Source organism: Pedobacter sp. Leaf132 (genome assembly GCF_920984695.1).
Classification (GTDB): Bacteria; Bacteroidota; Bacteroidia; order Sphingobacteriales; family Sphingobacteriaceae; genus Pedobacter.
In genome coordinates this window covers 197,346-213,752 of the sequence record NZ_CAKLBO010000002.1, presented here as the reverse complement: position 1 = coordinate 213,752, position 16,407 = coordinate 197,346, and the positions used below count along the sequence as shown (strand labels likewise).

At 35.5% G+C, this 16,407-nt stretch carries 14 protein-coding genes and 1 other RNA gene; 13 read left to right on the top strand and 2 right to left on the bottom strand.

From position 1 onward, the window contains the following. The first annotated feature begins 2 nt into the window (after positions 1–2). The 12 genes from LUA86_RS04690 to LUA86_RS04635 all read left to right on the top strand — a co-directional run bounded on the left by LUA86_RS04690 (position 3) and on the right by LUA86_RS04635 (position 10,766). The gene (locus LUA86_RS04690) at positions 3–1,739 is read left to right on the top strand and encodes a phospho-sugar mutase (RefSeq protein ID WP_231459436.1); all 1,737 of its coding nucleotides are present in this window, start codon (positions 3–5) and stop codon (positions 1,737–1,739) included. Between the two features lie 123 nt (positions 1,740–1,862). Further along, on the top strand, positions 1,863–2,075 hold the full coding sequence (locus tag LUA86_RS04685) for a hypothetical protein (protein WP_231459435.1): 213 nt from the start codon (positions 1,863–1,865) through the stop codon (positions 2,073–2,075). Continuing rightward, positions 2,072–2,440, top strand: a complete 369-nt coding sequence (locus LUA86_RS04680) for a type II toxin-antitoxin system VapC family toxin (protein WP_231459434.1) — start codon at positions 2,072–2,074, stop codon at positions 2,438–2,440. Before LUA86_RS04685 ends, LUA86_RS04680 begins: the two co-directional genes overlap by 4 nt. Before the next feature lie 320 nt (positions 2,441–2,760). After that, positions 2,761–3,045 (top strand): hypothetical protein, encoded by a 285-nt coding sequence (locus LUA86_RS04675; protein WP_231459433.1) that lies wholly within the window; start codon positions 2,761–2,763, stop codon positions 3,043–3,045. Between the two features lie 346 nt (positions 3,046–3,391). Continuing rightward, positions 3,392–4,162: an MbnP family protein gene (locus tag LUA86_RS04670; RefSeq protein WP_231459432.1), complete on the top strand. Its 771-nt coding sequence runs from the start codon at positions 3,392–3,394 to the stop codon at positions 4,160–4,162. Between the two features lies 1 nt (position 4,163). Beyond that, entirely contained in the window at positions 4,164–5,201 is a 1,038-nt protein-coding gene (locus LUA86_RS04665) for a cytochrome-c peroxidase (protein WP_231459431.1), read from the top strand. Then, positions 5,164–6,141, top strand: a complete 978-nt coding sequence (locus LUA86_RS04660) for a transporter (RefSeq protein ID WP_231459430.1) — start codon at positions 5,164–5,166, stop codon at positions 6,139–6,141. The genes LUA86_RS04665 and LUA86_RS04660 overlap by 38 nt, the downstream gene beginning before the upstream one ends. Before the next feature lie 4 nt (positions 6,142–6,145). Continuing rightward, positions 6,146–6,601, top strand: coding sequence for a hypothetical protein (locus LUA86_RS04655; protein ID WP_231459429.1), 456 nt, complete (start codon positions 6,146–6,148; stop codon positions 6,599–6,601). A 443-nt stretch (positions 6,602–7,044) separates the two neighbouring features. Then, positions 7,045–7,695, top strand: a complete 651-nt coding sequence (locus LUA86_RS04650) for an SCO family protein (protein WP_231459428.1) — start codon at positions 7,045–7,047, stop codon at positions 7,693–7,695. Positions 7,696–7,799: 104 nt separating this feature from the next. Further along, positions 7,800–8,222, top strand: a complete 423-nt coding sequence (locus LUA86_RS04645) for a cytochrome c (protein WP_231459427.1) — start codon at positions 7,800–7,802, stop codon at positions 8,220–8,222. A gap of 59 nt (positions 8,223–8,281) precedes the next feature. After that, positions 8,282–8,658, top strand: an RNA gene (gene rnpB, locus LUA86_RS04640) — RNase P RNA component class A. 701 nt (positions 8,659–9,359) lie between these two features. Continuing rightward, positions 9,360–10,766: a sigma-54 dependent transcriptional regulator gene (locus LUA86_RS04635; RefSeq protein ID WP_231459426.1), complete on the top strand. Its 1,407-nt coding sequence runs from the start codon at positions 9,360–9,362 to the stop codon at positions 10,764–10,766. A gap of 142 nt (positions 10,767–10,908) precedes the next feature. Here the strand turns inward: LUA86_RS04635 and LUA86_RS04630 are convergent, their stop codons facing one another. Together LUA86_RS04630 and LUA86_RS04625 are read right to left on the bottom strand one after the other, a co-directional pair. Further along, positions 10,909–12,699 carry a chloride channel protein gene (locus LUA86_RS04630; protein WP_231459425.1) on the bottom strand — a complete coding sequence of 597 codons (1,791 nt, stop codon included), beginning with the start codon at positions 12,697–12,699 and terminating at the stop codon, positions 10,909–10,911. Positions 12,700–12,776: 77 nt separating this feature from the next. Beyond that, positions 12,777–13,499: an RluA family pseudouridine synthase gene (locus LUA86_RS04625; protein ID WP_231459424.1), complete on the bottom strand. Its 723-nt coding sequence runs from the start codon at positions 13,497–13,499 to the stop codon at positions 12,777–12,779. Positions 13,500–13,750: 251 nt separating this feature from the next. Between LUA86_RS04625 and topA the strand changes: the two genes are divergently transcribed. Beyond that, entirely contained in the window at positions 13,751–16,315 is a 2,565-nt protein-coding gene (gene topA, locus LUA86_RS04620; RefSeq protein WP_231459423.1) for a type I DNA topoisomerase, read from the top strand. The last annotated feature ends 92 nt before the right edge of the window (positions 16,316–16,407 follow it).

Sequence of the window (16,407 nt, the reverse complement as noted above, 5' to 3'; positions counted from 1 at the left end):
CAATGCAATCAATTGACCAATCAACACAGGCCACAATTAATCAGTGGTTAAGTGGAAATTACGACGAAAAAACTAAGTCTGAAATCCAAGCGCTTGTAGATAAAGAAGCAACTACAGAACTTGTAGATTCATTTTATAAAAGTTTAGAGTTTGGTACTGGCGGTTTACGCGGTATAATGGGCGCCGGTTCTAACCGTATTAACAAATATACAATTGGAACGGCAACTCAAGGTTTAGCAAATTATCTGAATAATAAATATCCAGGTGAAAAAATCAGTGTTGCCATAGCTCACGATAGCAGAAACAATTCTGATTATTTCGCAAAAATTACCGCTGATGTTTTCTCGGCAAACGGTATTCATGTGTACTTTTTCGAAGCATTAAGACCAACCCCTGAGTTGTCTTTTGCTGTCCGTCATTTTGGCTGCAAAAGTGGAGTAATGTTAACGGCATCGCATAATCCAAAAGAATATAATGGTTATAAAGCCTATGGAGCCGATGGTGGTCAGTTTACATCACCAGATGATAAATTAGTGATTGATGAAGTAAACAAAATTCAAAGTATTGATGAAGTTAAGTTTAACAGAGTTGATGCAAACGTTGAATTAATCGGCGAGGCAGTTGATAAATTGTATTTAGATGGAATTACTGAACTTTCAATTTCTCCTGATGCGATTAAAAGACAGCACGATTTAAAAATTGTTTATTCACCAATTCATGGAACAGGCATAACTTTGGTACCAAAAGCGCTTGAGCAGTTTGGTTTTACTAATGTTACTGTTGTTGAAGAGCAAAGCAAACCTGATGGTAATTTCCCAACTGTTGTTTATCCAAATCCAGAAGAAAAAGATGCTTTAACTCTGGCTATGAATAAGGCTAAAGAAATTGATGCTGATTTGGTTTTAGCAACTGACCCAGATGCCGACCGTGTTGGTATTGCCGTTAAAGATAATAATGGCGAATGGGTATTGTTAAATGGTAACCAAACCGGAAGTTTACTAATTAACTACATTGTTTCAGCTTGGGAAGAAAAAGGAAAACTTACCGGAAAAGAATATGTGGTTTCTACAATTGTAACCACGAGTTTAATCAAAGCCATCTGTGATGCTAAAAACGTTGAATATTTTAACACCTTAACCGGTTTTAAATGGATTGGTCAAATTATAACTCAGCTACAAGGTGAAAAAACTTTTATAGCTGGTGGCGAGGAAAGTTATGGTTATTTGGTTGGCGAACTAGTTCGCGATAAAGATGCGGTTGTTTCAGCTGCTTTTATTTCTGAAATGACTGCCTACTACAAGGATAAAGGTGCGAGTTTGTATAATGCGCTTTTAGACATGTATGTTGATTATGGCTTATACAAAGAAGACTTAGTTTCTCTAACCAAAAAAGGCAAAACCGGAGCTGAAGAAATTAAGGCAATGATGGAGAAATTTAGAAATAATCCGCCAGCATCATTAGGCGGTTCTAAAGTTGCTATATTGAAAGATTACGAGTTAAGCCAGGAGACAGATTTAGCAACCGGAAAAGTTACCAAATTAGATTATCCGGCTTCTGACGTATTGCAATTTATTACAGAAGATGGAAGTATTGTTTCTGCCCGCCCGAGTGGTACAGAACCGAAAATTAAATTTTATTGCAGTGTAAATGCGCCATTGGCAGATAGAGCAGATTTTTCAAAAGTAAATGCAGCGTTAGGCGATAAAATTAATGCTGTAATGGCCGATTTGCAAGCGTAATTCACTTCACAATTAATGATGAAAATCCCTGATAATTATTTTTGTCAGGGATTTTTTTTTAAAAATTACTAGATATAATTTGAAAGATAAGATTTCTTATCTTTACACTAAGAAAATTAAACTATGATGGAGATAATTTTAAATGACGATATAGAGCAGGATAAAATTGATGCATTGTTACATTTTTTAAAGTCACGAAATATAAAGGCTGAATTAAGAACAACAAAGGCTAATGTAAAAAAACAACCATCAGATTTTTCTTTGTCAGAAGGAATTTGGAGTGATTACTCCATTTCACCAAATGAACTCAGGACTAAAGCCTGGAAGAAATCATGATTCTCTGCGATACAAATATCTTTATAGAAGTTTACAAAGGTAATTTAGATGTTATCAATACTTTTAAAAATATAGGCCAGAGTAATGTAGCCATTTCTGATGTTTCATGTGCAGAATTATTGTATGGAGCCAGAAACAAAAATGAACTGAAATTAATTAGGACAGATCTTGATAAATTGGTTGTATTGCCAATTTCGTCGACAATTTCTACTTATGCAGTCAATTTAGTCGAAGAATTTTCTTTATCTCACAACCTAAATTTACCAGATGCATTAATTGCATCAACAGCTATAATACATAATATTAAGCTTTATACATTAAATCTAAAAGATTTTAAATTTTTAAAAGATATTGAATTGTACTAAATAAAATTTCTAATAAAATCTACTTTCCAAAATTAGATTACAAATTAATCTCTATTGAAACTTACAGCATTGAATTAAAGAGCACATAGCAGATGCTTTCTAAATATTTTCTTTTTAAATCATGTTTTGTATTCATTGTCGTTGACTTTAATCAACGGTTAACAAAAGAATTCAAATTTCTCTTTTAAGTTTGCCATCCTCGATTTCGTTTGTACATTTGCAGCGAAATACAAATGTTAAAGCGAGCCCTAATATTTCTTTTAGTAATCTGTACAATTTCTAATTGTTACATGCAATTAATTGTGTATTCAGGTTACAAAATGAATAAGGAATACATCACTTCAGTATTTTGTATTAATAATGCGCACCCAGAATTACATTGCGACGGACAATGTTTCTTAGCCAAAAAATTGAAAGATTTAGATGGTAAAAACAAACAAACTCAAGATAACTTAAAAAGAGTAATTGAATCTGAGGCTAAATTCAAACAGCTAAGCGTTAACCATCAAATCCCATACTTCATTATAAAATCAGAAAGTGGTTATTTAGAAAAACCTATCAAAGACCTTTCTATTTCAATTTTTCATCCACCGAAAACGGTTTAAGTATTTTTTTTATTAATGGCTTTGCTATTGATTGTTTTGGCTATTTGTTATGCTGAAGGTTATTTTATTTCATAAAAATCGAAATAGATAACATTTCTAAGACGGTCGTCATTGCGAGGTACGAAGTAATCTCATAACAAATAGATTGCTTCGTGCCTCGCAATGACGACAAGAGGTAAAAAACGTCAACGGTATTACAGCGAAGCAGTTACAAAGTAAACATCATTGCTAAAAACCACTATTCTGTTTTCCGCTGTAATGTTAATTTCCCCTAAAAGGCTAGAGATTCTTCATTGCATTCAGAATAACAGAAGACTAAAAATTCACTTATCCAATTTTCAAAAAAATGAAATTATCACAATACTTATTGGCATTGTTATGCCCTATTATACTTTTAACATCATGCAAAAAAGATGGAGATATAATCTCAGCAGATACAAAATCTAGTTTTACATTGGAATTCGAACACCAGGTTAATGGTGCTTCATTAGCGCTAAACACATCAACATATAAAAATGCCAAAGGCGAAGATTACAAAATCAACGTGTTCAAATATTACGTAAGCAATATTAAATTAAGCAAAGCTGATGGAACTTCCTATTTAATCCCAGAGAGTTACTTTCTGGTTGATGAATCTAAATCCGCGTCAAAATTACTAACGATTAACGATGTACCAATCGGCGATTATACCAAAATTGAATATACAATTGGTGTAGATTACGCCCGAAACTTTGCAGGTGCTCAAACGGGCGCTCTCGACCCAATAAATGGTATGTTCTGGACATGGAATAGTGGCTACATCTTCGTAAAACTCGAAGGAACTTCGCCACAATCTACAGCCACCAATAATGCCCTAACTTTTCATATTGGAGGCGTTTTGGATCCGAACAATACCATCCGAACATTTTCAGCCGAAATTAATGCTGCAAATCCGCTGAGAATAAGAACTGATGCTAAACCAAATATGCATTTTATTGTAAATGCAGCATCTTTATTTACAGGTACAACCGATGTAAGTTTTACTAATTTAAATTTTACGATGGGCGGTGCTAATTCGGTGCTCGTAGCCAATAATTATGCAAAAGGACTATTCCGTTTAGATCATATCCACAATTAATATGTGGAGAAAACTAATCGTCTTCGCAATGCTTTTCTTAAGCATTGCGTTGATGTATGCTTGTAGCAAAAACGAGGATGAGATTACACCAGATGAAGAAAATGTCACTTTTGCAATTCCATCAAATTTTCCAAAACCGGCATACAACTTCGAAAACAATAAACTAACAAATGCTGGTTTTGCATTGGGTAAAAAGCTTTTCTACGAAGCTCGTTTATCGGCTGATAAAAGTGTTTCGTGCGGTAGCTGCCATCAGCAATTTGCTGCCTTTGCAAACCTCGATCATAGCGTTAGTCATGGTGTAGATAATTGCCAGGGAAAACGCAATGCTCCTCCCCTTTTTAATTTAGCTTGGCAGCAGGCCTTTTTTTGGGATGGCGGCGTAAAAAACCTGGAAACATCACCATTAAATGCGCTTACGGACGTTTGCGAAATGAAAACAGATATAGAAACCGTTGTAAAGTTCTTAAAAAATACAGCGCCATATCCTGAAATGTTTAAACGGGCTTTTGGTTCGTCAGAAATAAATTCTCAAACAGTATTAAAATCAATTACTCAATTTATGGGTGTTCTTGTTTCAGGAAATTCTAAATACGATAAAGTAATGCGAAAAGAAAGTGGAATTTCTTTTACTTCAGATGAACAGCTTGGCTACAATTTATTTAAAGAGAAATGTGCTTCATGTCATGCTGAACCTTTTTTTTCAGATTTTTCTTACCGAAGTAATGGTTTGGATTTGGTAAGTACAGATGAAGGGCGATCGCACATATCGGGTGTACAAAGCGATTTTGGAAAATTTAGAGTACCAAGCCTACGAAACATTGAGTACACTGGTCCGTACATGCACGATGGGCGATTCTATAATCTGGATGAAGTTTTAGAACACTATAATTCAGGCGTTAAAGCATCAGAGAATTTAGATTCTTCTCTAAGAAATGGCATATCATTAAGCAGTTCAGAAAGAACACAAATCAAAGCATTTTTAAAAACATTAACCGACAATGAGTTTATCAAAAATAAATTATATAGCGAATCGTAAATTATTAGTTATCACTTTTATATTATTAAGCAGCAATGTTTTTGCCTGTGATATTTGCGGGTGTTTTATGGGCATAACACCATATTTTAATCGAAATAGCATAAGCCTACTTTACCGTTACCGTTCTTTTAACGGCTACAACGGTCAATCACACTCCTTATTCCCAAATGGAGGAAATTTCTTTATTCCATCAAATAGTCAACCCCACCCAATAACAGGTCATGCGGGTAATGCAGAAGACTATGAATTGTATCGTTCGCTTGAAATCAGAGGTAAATATTTCATTAACAGCAAAATTGAAATAAATGTAATTCTGCCTTATGTTTCTAACAGCGAACGTTACAACAGCAATACCTCTACCGTTGGTGGTGTTGGCGATGTAAATTTGTATGCAGGATATCACATTGTGCAAAAATTAGATGATAATTTTAGACAACAGCTTGTGGCAGGTGCAGGAATTAAACTCCCGACAGGGAAAAATGATTTCAAAAATACTGCTGGTATTCGCTATTCTTCATTACAACAAGCTGGAACAGGAAGCACTGATGGCTTTGTTTACCTTAACTATATGGTTGGTTTAGGTAAATTCGGCGCAAGTTTAAATACATCATACAAAGCAAACGGAACCAATAAACGCGATGAAGGAATTGCAAACAGTACAACAAGTTTTTTAAATATTTTTTACACTCAACGAATTGGCAAAGATGTGCAGTTGATGCCTTCTGCTCAGTTTTTTTATGAATATTCTGGCGGAGAGAAGTACAACGGTGGTAAAACCGGAGAACATGTTATGAATAATTTAATGGGTGGTGTTGGTGCAGATATATTCTACAAAAATATAGCACTTAATGCTGGCATCCAGAAAAATATTTGGGAAGCAGAAACCGACCACCCAATGAGTGCCGGCAAAATTTATATTGGTTTAACTTATAATTTTTAATAAAATGAAAAATAAAATAACATTAATTTTTTCAACGCTGATATTAATTTTTAGTGCCTGTAAAACAGAGGCAGATTCAAAAGCAATACGTAAAGAAGTTTTAAATATCCATGATAAGTTGATGGTTGACGGCGAAAAAGTTATCAAAAACAGAATGAAATTGGATACACTATTAGTTAAATTAGAGGCTAAATCATCAGCAGATACAATTAAAATGAGTAACCTAATTACAAAGCTGAATAAAGCCGATGAAAACATGATGGATTGGATGCATTTCTTTAAAGATGATTTTAAAGGAAAAAACGAGCAGGAAGATTTAGCATATTACCAATCGCAAATGATTAAGATTCGTGGTGTTGAAGATAGCTACATTAAGGTTACGAAAGAATCAGATTCGGTGCTTAAAATTTATAATATATTGCCAGCTACTAAGATGCAAATGAAACAACATAAGCATTAAAAGCCTCTCCCTATGAATGTTTGAAGTTTGGCTAATGTTAGTCCGCCCTCTCCAGAAGAGAGGGTTTTAACAGGCAGTATTTTAAACCCTAGCAATAAAAACCGTTCTACGTTCCCCTCACTTTTTGGGGGAGACTTAAAAAAAAACATAATTCTGCCAAATCCAGTTTAGAGTGTTTTAACGGGCAATATTTTAAATGCTATGTGTAAAACCGCTGTTTTTTATTTCCCGCACTCTTTTAGGGAGACTTAAAGAAAACAGAATGCTGCCAAGCCCAGTAGAGGGTAACGGGCAATATTTTAAATACAATGTATAAAACTACTGTTCTGTATTTCCCTCTCTTCTGGAGAGGGACTTGCAGAAAAACTAAAATTACCACAAACGTTCACAGGGTGAAGGCTTTCCCAAACTAGAGGCGTATATTTACATTTTAAAATAAAATCATGAATAAAATTATTTTTTCGATAGCCATTTTCATGCTATCAACAGCTATACTTTCATCTTGTCAGCAAGAAAAAAAATTGCCAATTTATGGCGAGCGCCATGCCGAAACCGTTAGAGATGCAGCTGGTATAGAAAAGATAGACACCGTCTATCAAACCATCCCAAATTGGGCATTTTTAAACCAAGACAGCGTTTTAACAACAAATAAGTTAACGGATGGAAAAATCTACGTTACAGATTTCTTTTTCACCTCTTGTACAACCATCTGCCCAACCATGCACCGCAATTTAATGACGGTTTATAATGAATTTAAAAGCAATCCGGATGTGATGTTTGTATCTCATACCATAGATTTTAAATACGACAAACCATCAGTATTGAAAAAATATGCCCAAAAACTTGGAGTTGATGTTAATAAATGGCAATTTCTGTATGGAAGTAAAGATAGCGTGTACACCCTTGCAGAAAAAAACTATTTGGTAGCTGTTGGCGAAGATAGCACTGCTAAAGATGGTTACATTCATCAGGGCTATTTAGTTTTGGTTGATAAAGACCGAAGAATTCGTGGTGCTTATGATGGCACAAAAGAAGACCAGGTTGCTCAACTTAAAAAAGATATTCCGGTTTTATTGGCAGAATATAAAAAATAGATTCTAAGCCACGGAAACACTCTAGCCTACGGTAGGGAGAGATTAATACGGAATTTTATTTTCTGTGCTTTCAGTGGTTCCGTGGCAATATTAATAAAACATAAATGCGCAAATACATCATCAATTCTATTTTTTTCTGCTCAATTGTCGCCATCATCGTTTCTTGCCAAAATCAAGAAACTATTGATTTGCAAAATTATATGTCGAACGGAAAAGATATTTACAAAGCCAAATGTCAAAACTGCCATGGCGAAAACGGCGAAGGTTTAGGTCAGCTTGCACCTCCACTAACCGATTCTGTTTTTTTGAAAAACAATAAAGACAATTTAGCTTGCATGATTAAGAATGGAATAAGCGAAAAAATTGTCATTCATGGAAAAGAATACAATGAAAAAATGCCAGGTTTCCCTGAATTAGCAGATATTGATGTAGCTCAGGTTATGGTTTATGTTACCAATTCATTTGGTAATAATCAAGGTTTTGTTCCTTATTCAAAGGTTTCTACACAGTTACAAAACTGTAAATAAGCATAAAAACTTCTGATGTTTTGCTGTCTTTATGGTTAAAATAATCCATCTTTGCGCAAAATGCAGGTTGTTCTATCGCTGTCCCGATTTATCGGGAGAGAGGAAAGTCCGGGCAACATAGGGCATCTCGCTTTCTAACGGAAAGGGATTCAGGAATGAAAACCTGGATTACGGATTAGTGCAACAGAAAATATACCACCCAATGCAAATTGGGAAAGGGTGAAAACGTGCGGTAAGAGCGCACGAGCATTGCAGGCGACTGCAGTGTTTGTAAACCCCGAGAGTTGAAAGACCAAATAGGCTAACGCACGTAGGGCTGCCCGTCCGATGTTAGTGGGTAGGTCGTTAGAGGTAAATGGCAACATTTACAGTGGATTAATGATAGAAGTTCTAAGCAATTAGAAAACAGAACCCGGCTTACAGACCTGCATTTTTTATTTTTTGGAAAGGCAAAACAGTACTTCGTGGGTCACCTCAGCCCTGCTTTTCATTACAATCTTTTTGCATTCTTTTTAATGCGATCTGGTCGTCATTGCCTGCGTTAGGCAGGCTAGGAAAAACAACGTGGCAATCTTCTTAATTTAAGCAACAAAAAGTATTTTCATTTCAATCAGGCTTATTAAACAAAAACCTGTAACGTCGAATTTAAAACCTACCCAGTGCTCTAGTTAACTGGAAATTCCATTTTCCGTTTGCCACGGAAATTATTGGTCCTCCGTCATTTCAATTGGAGCGCAGCGGAATAGAGAAATCTTTGGACCAAGAAATACGTATTCAAAGATTTCTAGCTTCGTTCGAAATGACGGTTTAATGTAGAATTAGGCAATTCAAATTAAGTTTCTTGCACAAAATTTCGTTAAATAAACCTGATGGAAATGGCATCCCGAATTTCTCGGGATAAAATGTACAGCAGGACTGAATAATCCGATGGAATTATATCCATTGTTTTCCAAATAAATTACAAACGTTTTATCAAGAGAGAATAAACTACATGATGGATTTTCTGTACTTTATTTTCCAAATAAAAAATAAAACCTTTTTATCAATTTCTCGTTTATAGCCATAACTATGTATAAAAAACTATACATTAACTAAAAAATAATATATTCGTAGCTGAATTAGAATAAACAAAACTGAATGGCCAAACTATTAATTATTGATGATGAGCGGGCGATAAGGAGTACCTTACGCGAAATCTTAGAGTACGAAAATTACGATGTTGAAGACATTGATAATGGTATCGACGGACTCGAAATGATAAAAAAAGGGAATTTCGACCTTGTACTTTGCGATATCAAAATGAATAAAATGGACGGTATGGAAGTGCTTGAGCAAGCGCAACTTATCAAACCAGATTTGCCTTTTATTATGATTTCTGGTCACGGTACGGTAGAAACCGCTATTGAGGCAAGTAAAAAAGGAGCTTTCGATTTTATTTCAAAACCACCAGATTTAAATCGTTTATTAATTACTGTACGTAATGGTTTAGACCGCGGTACTTTAGTTACCGAAACAAAAGTTTTAAAACGTAAAGTAAGTAAAACACGTGAAATTTTAGGTGAATCTGAAAGCATCTCTAAAATTAAAGAAACCATAGAACGTGTTGCACCTACCGAAGCCCGAGTTTTAATTACTGGCGCAAATGGTAGCGGTAAAGAACTAGTTGCCCGTTGGTTACACGAAAAATCGAACCGTGCCGATAGCCCTCTTGTTGAAGTAAATTGTGCGGCAATTCCATCAGAATTAATTGAAAGCGAATTATTCGGACACGAAAAAGGCTCATTTACTTCGGCCGTCAAACAGCGCATTGGTAAATTTGAGTTGGCAAACGGCGGAACGCTGTTTTTAGATGAAATTGGCGACATGAGCCTTTCTGCGCAAGCAAAAGTTTTAAGAGCTTTACAAGAACACAAAATATCTCGAGTTGGTGGCGAAAAGGAAATTGATGTAAATGTTCGTGTTTTAGCCGCAACCAATAAAGATTTATTAAAAGAGATTGAAGATGGTAATTTCCGTATGGATTTGTACCACCGATTGAATGTAATTAATATTCACGTACCACATTTAACAGAAAGAATAGATGATATTCCGGTAATTGCACAAAACTTTTTAGAAAACATTTGTAGCGATTACGGCATGCCGGTTAAGGGAATTAATGAAGGTGGAATGGCTGCTTTGCAAGCCCTGCCTTGGACTGGTAACGTTCGTGAGCTTCACAACATGATAGAGCGTTTGATTATTTTGAGTGATAAGGTTATTACTGAGAATGATGTTCGTGCTTTCGCAAATCCGGGTGGTGGAACCAATATTGGAGCTGCAACCAGTGCACAGATTGCAAATCCTTCAGGTGCTTCAGGTATGTCTTCGTCATTTGATAGTTTTAATAATTTTCAAGACTATAAAGACCACGCAGAGAAAGAATTTATCAAATTTAAGCTGGAAAAAAACAACTGGAATGTTTCAAAAACCGCTGATGAAATTGATATTCAAAGAAGTCATTTATACAGTAAAATAGAAAAATTTGGCTTGAAGAGAACAGAGTAATCTTTTTTTAATATAGAAAAAAGGTATATTGAGTTAACTCGATATACCTTTTTCTTTTTATGCAAACTTGTTACCTTGAACTCGTTGAAACGCAATCTCTAAAAGTTCTTCGACATGCTCAGAATGACGTTATTCAAAAGGTTTAACCCATATAATCATTCTGCCTCATTAACAATGCCCTATACTTATTAAATATCGCGGTTTTAGATACAAACCCTTTATAAATATTGTTTTCATCAACTACCGGTAAAATCCAAACATTGTCTGCTTCCATCTTTCTCAAAACATCTTTTAAATCATCATGCTCCATAATGGTATTTGGTGCAGCATGAACCAGATTTGTAGCTTTTAAATTTTCCTTATCAGGATTACTAACCATTTCGCCGAACAATTCTTCAATATAAATAATGCCTTTAAAATCTCCTATTTCATCGGTAACGGAGCAAATATTCTTACGTGAATTAACTATCTCAGTCATTTTTAGAGCAATTAAATCTTCCATGTACAATTGAGGATAGGTTTTCTCAATCAAATATTTCAGCTTCATTTGATTTAATACTGTTGAGTCTTTGTCTTCATGAGATAATAACTCACCTTTATCGGCAAGTACCTTTGTATAAATAGAATGCTTCTGCGAACTACGATTAATTGCATAAGATATTGCCGTAGTTATCATTAAAGGAACCATCAAAATATATCCACCTGTTATCTCTGCAATTAAAAAAATACCAGTTAGCGGTGCATGCATTATCGAACCCAAAGCAGCTGCCATGCCTGCAACAATAAAATTTGGAACATTTAATTGAGCTAAACCCAAAAGGTTAACGGTGTAAGCAAAAATAAACCCGATTAAGCCACCCATAATTAAACTTGGTGCAAAAGTTCCTCCATTACCTCCAGCACCTAAAGTAATCAGCGTAGCCAGCGATTTCATAAAAATTGTGACCACCGTAAACAGCACAACCATTGCCGGAATGCTGTTATAGTCTTCAAAAATACTGTTATTGATTACGGCCAGATAATCGCCTCTTAGCAAATTTTTCATGGTAATGTAACCTTCACCATAAAGCGTTGGAAAGAGAAACACTAAAAAACCAAGCATTAAACCACCAACAACTACCTTTGCATAGGGATGCTTAATTTTATAAAACAACCCTTTTACTGCGTAATTTGCTTTTGTAAAATAGATGGAAAATAAACCGATACAACCAGCAAGTAATATGTAATAACCTAAAGCATTGATTTGCCAGCCTTCTGTTACCAGAAAAAATAATTGTTGTGTATAAAAAATCCGGGCAACTACTGCTGCTGTAGCGGCTGATAGTAAAAGTGGAATAAATGCAGGTATGGTAAATTCTGGCAATAAAATTTCTATGGCAAATACAATACCGGCAACCGGACTATTAAAAGCTCCTGCAATACCTGCGGCTGCACCGCAAGCCACAAGCATAGTGATTTCACGATAAGATAAACCTAAAAACCGCCCTAGGTTTGAACCAATAGCGGAGCCACTGGTTACAATTGGCGCTTCCAAACCTGTAGAACCTCCAAAACCAACGGTAATTGCCGCGGTTATAATTTGTGAATAGATATTGTGGGGTTCTACCCTGCTTGATTTTTTTGAAATTGCATAAAGCAATGGCGTTAAACCAGTTTCAAACTTACTTTTACGAATAAAATATTTGATGTACAAAACGGTAAAGAATATACCAAACATCGGAAAAATGAAGTACAGATAATATTTATATTTCCAATGCCAATCTGATTGAAGAAACTCTTCTATATGATGCGTTAAACTTTTTAAAGCAGCAGCAGCTAGCCCGGCCAAAATGCCAACAATAACAGCAAGAATAACGAGGAAATTACGGTTTGATATCTTTGATTTTCGGTATTGGTTAATCTTATCTACGTAATTTACAAATCGGATATACATTCTATTGAGGTTTAACAGAGAGCGAACCTTCCAAATGTAAGAAAAACTGAAGGGTTAGGCAATTCTAAACCCAGCCATTAAGCATCAAACTTATCCAAAAGCTTAATTAAAGTAGCAAAATCTTTCGGATATGGCGCATCTATAACAATATCTTTATCATCCAATCCTTTAAAAACCAAATGTTTTGCATGTAGCGCAAAACGTTTCATAATAGGCTGTTCTTCTTCGCCTTTGGTTAGTTTATAGCCACGCTTAATTGATGATAAAAAGACAGGTTTACCTTTGTACATATCATCGCCAACAATTGCAGCACGTTGAGTTGCCAAATGGATACGAATCTGGTGCATTCTACCTGTAATTGGTTTACATTCAACCAAAGTATAATGTTTATAGTATTTTAAAGAGTTAAAAATAGTTTCTGCTCTTTTTCCTTCCGCCCTATCAATAGTTACGTTTTTATTGCCATCATTTAAAATTGGCAAATCAACGGTTAAATCATCAAAAATAACATGACCATCTACTACAGCATGATAAGTTTTATTTACTTTTCTACGCTCAAACTGCATGGAAGCATGACGATAACCTTCAGGATTTTTAGCAATAATTAAAGCACCAGAAGTTTCCTTATCCAAACGGTGACAAACCTGTGCATCATCGCTATATTGTTTCGCTAAACGCAATACATTAGTTTCACCAGAGCCACCTCGCTCATCTAGCGAAGCTAAAAAAGGCGGTTTGTTAATTACGATAAAATCGTTGTCTTCGAAAAGAATAAGGTCTTTAAAATTTGGATACTTCAAGCTATGCTATTATTAATGGATTGCAAAAATACAGATTTTATTTTCAAAGCATTGATTAAAGTGCTTCAATTATAGCTCATGTAGCTATTGAAATGTCAAAAGATTAGGCTGTATTATAACATGCAAAATTTAATTATTTCACACAAAAGCTGGATTTTATATTCCTAAATTCATAAAAAAGTTGTATAAAATTAAGCACATGTTTGGTTTTATAGGTTTATTATAGCTTTATTTGCACAAAAACGTATTTCATGGCCAAAAATTTATTAATCGTTGAGTCACCCGCTAAAGCTAAAACCATTGAAGGCTATTTAGGTAAAGATTTTCTAGTAAAATCTAGCTATGGCCACATTCGTGATTTAGCCAAAGGCGATATGGCTATTGATATCGAAAATGATTTTGCCCAGAAATATGAAGTTCCGGCCGATAAAAAAGCTTTGGTTGCCGAACTAAAAAAACTTGCTAAGGATGCCGAAATGGTATGGCTAGCATCCGATGAGGACCGCGAAGGAGAAGCAATTTCATGGCATTTATTTGAAACATTAGGTTTAAAAGAAGAGAAAACTAAACGTATTGTTTTTCATGAAATTACTAAACCGGCAATTTTAAAAGCAATTGATAGTCCGAGAAGTATTGATTACAACTTAGTTAATGCACAGCAAGCACGCCGCGTTTTAGATAGATTAGTAGGCTTCGAACTTTCTCCTGTTTTATGGAAAAAGGTTAAGCCATCCTTATCTGCAGGCCGTGTACAATCTGTTGCTGTACGTTTAATTGTTGATAGAGAAAGAGAAGTTCAAAACTTTAATGCGGCAGCCGCCTTTAAAATAACGGCACAGTTTTCTACAGGGAAAGGAAAAGAGCTGGTTAAAGCAGAATTGCCGCAACGTTTTGAAAGCGAAGCTGATGCTGAGCAATATTTGCAAGATTGTGCTTCGGCGAAATTTGACATTACAAGTTTAGAAACTAAACCAGCAAAACGTAATCCAGCTGCTCCATTTACAACATCCACTTTGCAACAGGAAGCCTCACGAAAATTAGGATTCTCAGTAGCAAGGACCATGCAGGTAGCGCAACGCCTGTATGAGGCGGGTAAGATAACCTACATGAGAACGGATTCGGTAAACTTATCTGAAACTGCTGTTAACGCTGCCGCTGCTGAGATCAAATCAGCTTATGGCGATAAATATCATCAACCAAGAGTTTACAAAACAAAATCGGCAGGTGCACAGGAAGCTCACGAAGCCATCCGCCCGACGTATTTTGACCGACATACGGTTGATGGTGATATCTCTGAAAAACGTTTATACGAATTGATCTGGAAACGTTCAATTGCATCGCAAATGAGTGAAGCTTTATTTGAAAAAACTACCGCTCAAATTACAGCATCAACCAGAAAAGAACATTTAGTTGCCGAAGGTGAAGTATTAAAATTTGATGGCTTCTTAAAAGTTTATTTGGAATCAACAGATGATGAAGAAGCTGAAGAAAAAGAAGGTGGTTCAATTTTACCACCACTAGCCAAAGGACAAGAATTATTTTTAAATGAAATGCAGGCAACAGAGCGTTACTCTCGTCCGCCGGCTAGATATACAGAGGCCAGTTTAGTTAAAAAACTGGAAGAATTAGGCATCGGTCGTCCATCTACTTACGCACCAACAATTTCTACGGTACAAAATCGTGGTTATGTGGTTAAAGAAGATAGAGATGGCAAGCAAAGAAACTTTACTGCAATTGTTTTGGCTGATGGTAAAGTAACAAAAAATACAAAATCAGAGATTACGGGTGCAGAGAAATCAAAACTCTTCCCTACTGATATTGGCGAGGTGGTAAATGATTTCCTGGTTGAACACTTCAAGGGAATTGTAGACTTTAATTTCACCGCAAAAGTTGAGAAAGAATTTGATGAAATTGCACAAGGTTTACAAGAGTGGACCAAAATGTTGCACTCCTTTTATAACCCGTTCCACACAGAAGTTGAAACCACTTTAGAAACAGCTGAACGTGCTACTGGTGAGCGATTGTTAGGTATAGACCCTGCCAGCGGCAAAAACGTTTATACAAAGGTTGGCAAATTTGGTCCGTTGGTTCAAATTGGTGAGCTAGATGAGGAGGAAAAACCACGTTATGCAAGTTTAATGCGCAATCAATCTGTTGCAACAATTACTTTAGATGATGCACTTGAACTGTTTAAACTTCCTTTTTCATTACCAGATTTTGAAGGAAAAGAGGTTTTAGTTGGCGTTGGAAGATTTGGACCCTATGTTAAATGGGGAGAAGCTTTTATTTCACTTCCTAAAAATGAAGAGCCGCTTTCTGTTAACTACGAAAGAGCTGTTCAGATTATCCAGGAGAAAATGGATGCTGATGCGCCAATTGCTTATTACGAAGGTTTAGGCGTTACCAAAGGTAAAGGTCGTTTTGGGCCATTTATCAAGTGGAACGATTTATTTATTAATATCCCTGCTAAAGGTTATGATTTTGATAATTTAACGCAAGACGATATTGATGCATTGATTAGTAAAAAAGTAGAAAAAGAAGCTAATCGTTTCATAAAAGTTTGGGATGCGGAGAAGATTTCAATTGAAAATGGTCGTTGGGGACCATTCATCCGCTTCGGTAAATTAATGTTGAAATTGCGAAATAACGAAGCTACTAAGCAAAAATATACTCCTGAAGAATTAGCCGATGTTGATTTGGAAGTGATTAAGAAAATGATTGTGGAGCAAGTTCCAAATGCTTTTGAAACCAAGAAAAAAGCACCGGCGAAAAAGAAAGCTCCAGCAGCTAAAAAAGCTGTGGCGAAGAAAAAATAGACCAGGATTTTAGGATTCCCATAATAATGGAGATAAGCTTGGAATTTAATGATTTAAGTCGGTCGTCATTGCGAGGCACGAAGCAATCTATT

Excerpts from the sequence above, each read along its gene's own strand:
- LUA86_RS04655 (WP_231459429.1), top strand. The coding sequence starts at position 6,146 with ATGAAAAATAAAATAACATTAATTTTTTCAACGCTGATATTAATTTTT.
- LUA86_RS04690 (WP_231459436.1), top strand. The coding sequence starts at position 3 with ATGCAATCAATTGACCAATCAACACAGGCCACAATTAATCAGTGGTTA.
- LUA86_RS04670 (WP_231459432.1), top strand. The coding sequence starts at position 3,392 with ATGAAATTATCACAATACTTATTGGCATTGTTATGCCCTATTATACTT.
- LUA86_RS04660 (WP_231459430.1), top strand. The coding sequence starts at position 5,164 with ATGAGTTTATCAAAAATAAATTATATAGCGAATCGTAAATTATTAGTT.
- LUA86_RS04650 (WP_231459428.1), top strand. The coding sequence starts at position 7,045 with ATGAATAAAATTATTTTTTCGATAGCCATTTTCATGCTATCAACAGCT.
- LUA86_RS04685 (WP_231459435.1), top strand. The coding sequence starts at position 1,863 with ATGATGGAGATAATTTTAAATGACGATATAGAGCAGGATAAAATTGAT.
- topA (WP_231459423.1), top strand. The coding sequence starts at position 13,751 with ATGGCCAAAAATTTATTAATCGTTGAGTCACCCGCTAAAGCTAAAACC.
- LUA86_RS04635 (WP_231459426.1), top strand. The coding sequence starts at position 9,360 with ATGGCCAAACTATTAATTATTGATGATGAGCGGGCGATAAGGAGTACC.
- LUA86_RS04675 (WP_231459433.1), top strand. The coding sequence starts at position 2,761 with ATGAATAAGGAATACATCACTTCAGTATTTTGTATTAATAATGCGCAC.
- LUA86_RS04665 (WP_231459431.1), top strand. The coding sequence starts at position 4,164 with ATGTGGAGAAAACTAATCGTCTTCGCAATGCTTTTCTTAAGCATTGCG.
- LUA86_RS04630 (WP_231459425.1), bottom strand. The coding sequence starts at position 12,699 with ATGTATATCCGATTTGTAAATTACGTAGATAAGATTAACCAATACCGA.
- LUA86_RS04680 (WP_231459434.1), top strand. The coding sequence starts at position 2,072 with ATGATTCTCTGCGATACAAATATCTTTATAGAAGTTTACAAAGGTAAT.
- LUA86_RS04645 (WP_231459427.1), top strand. The coding sequence starts at position 7,800 with ATGCGCAAATACATCATCAATTCTATTTTTTTCTGCTCAATTGTCGCC.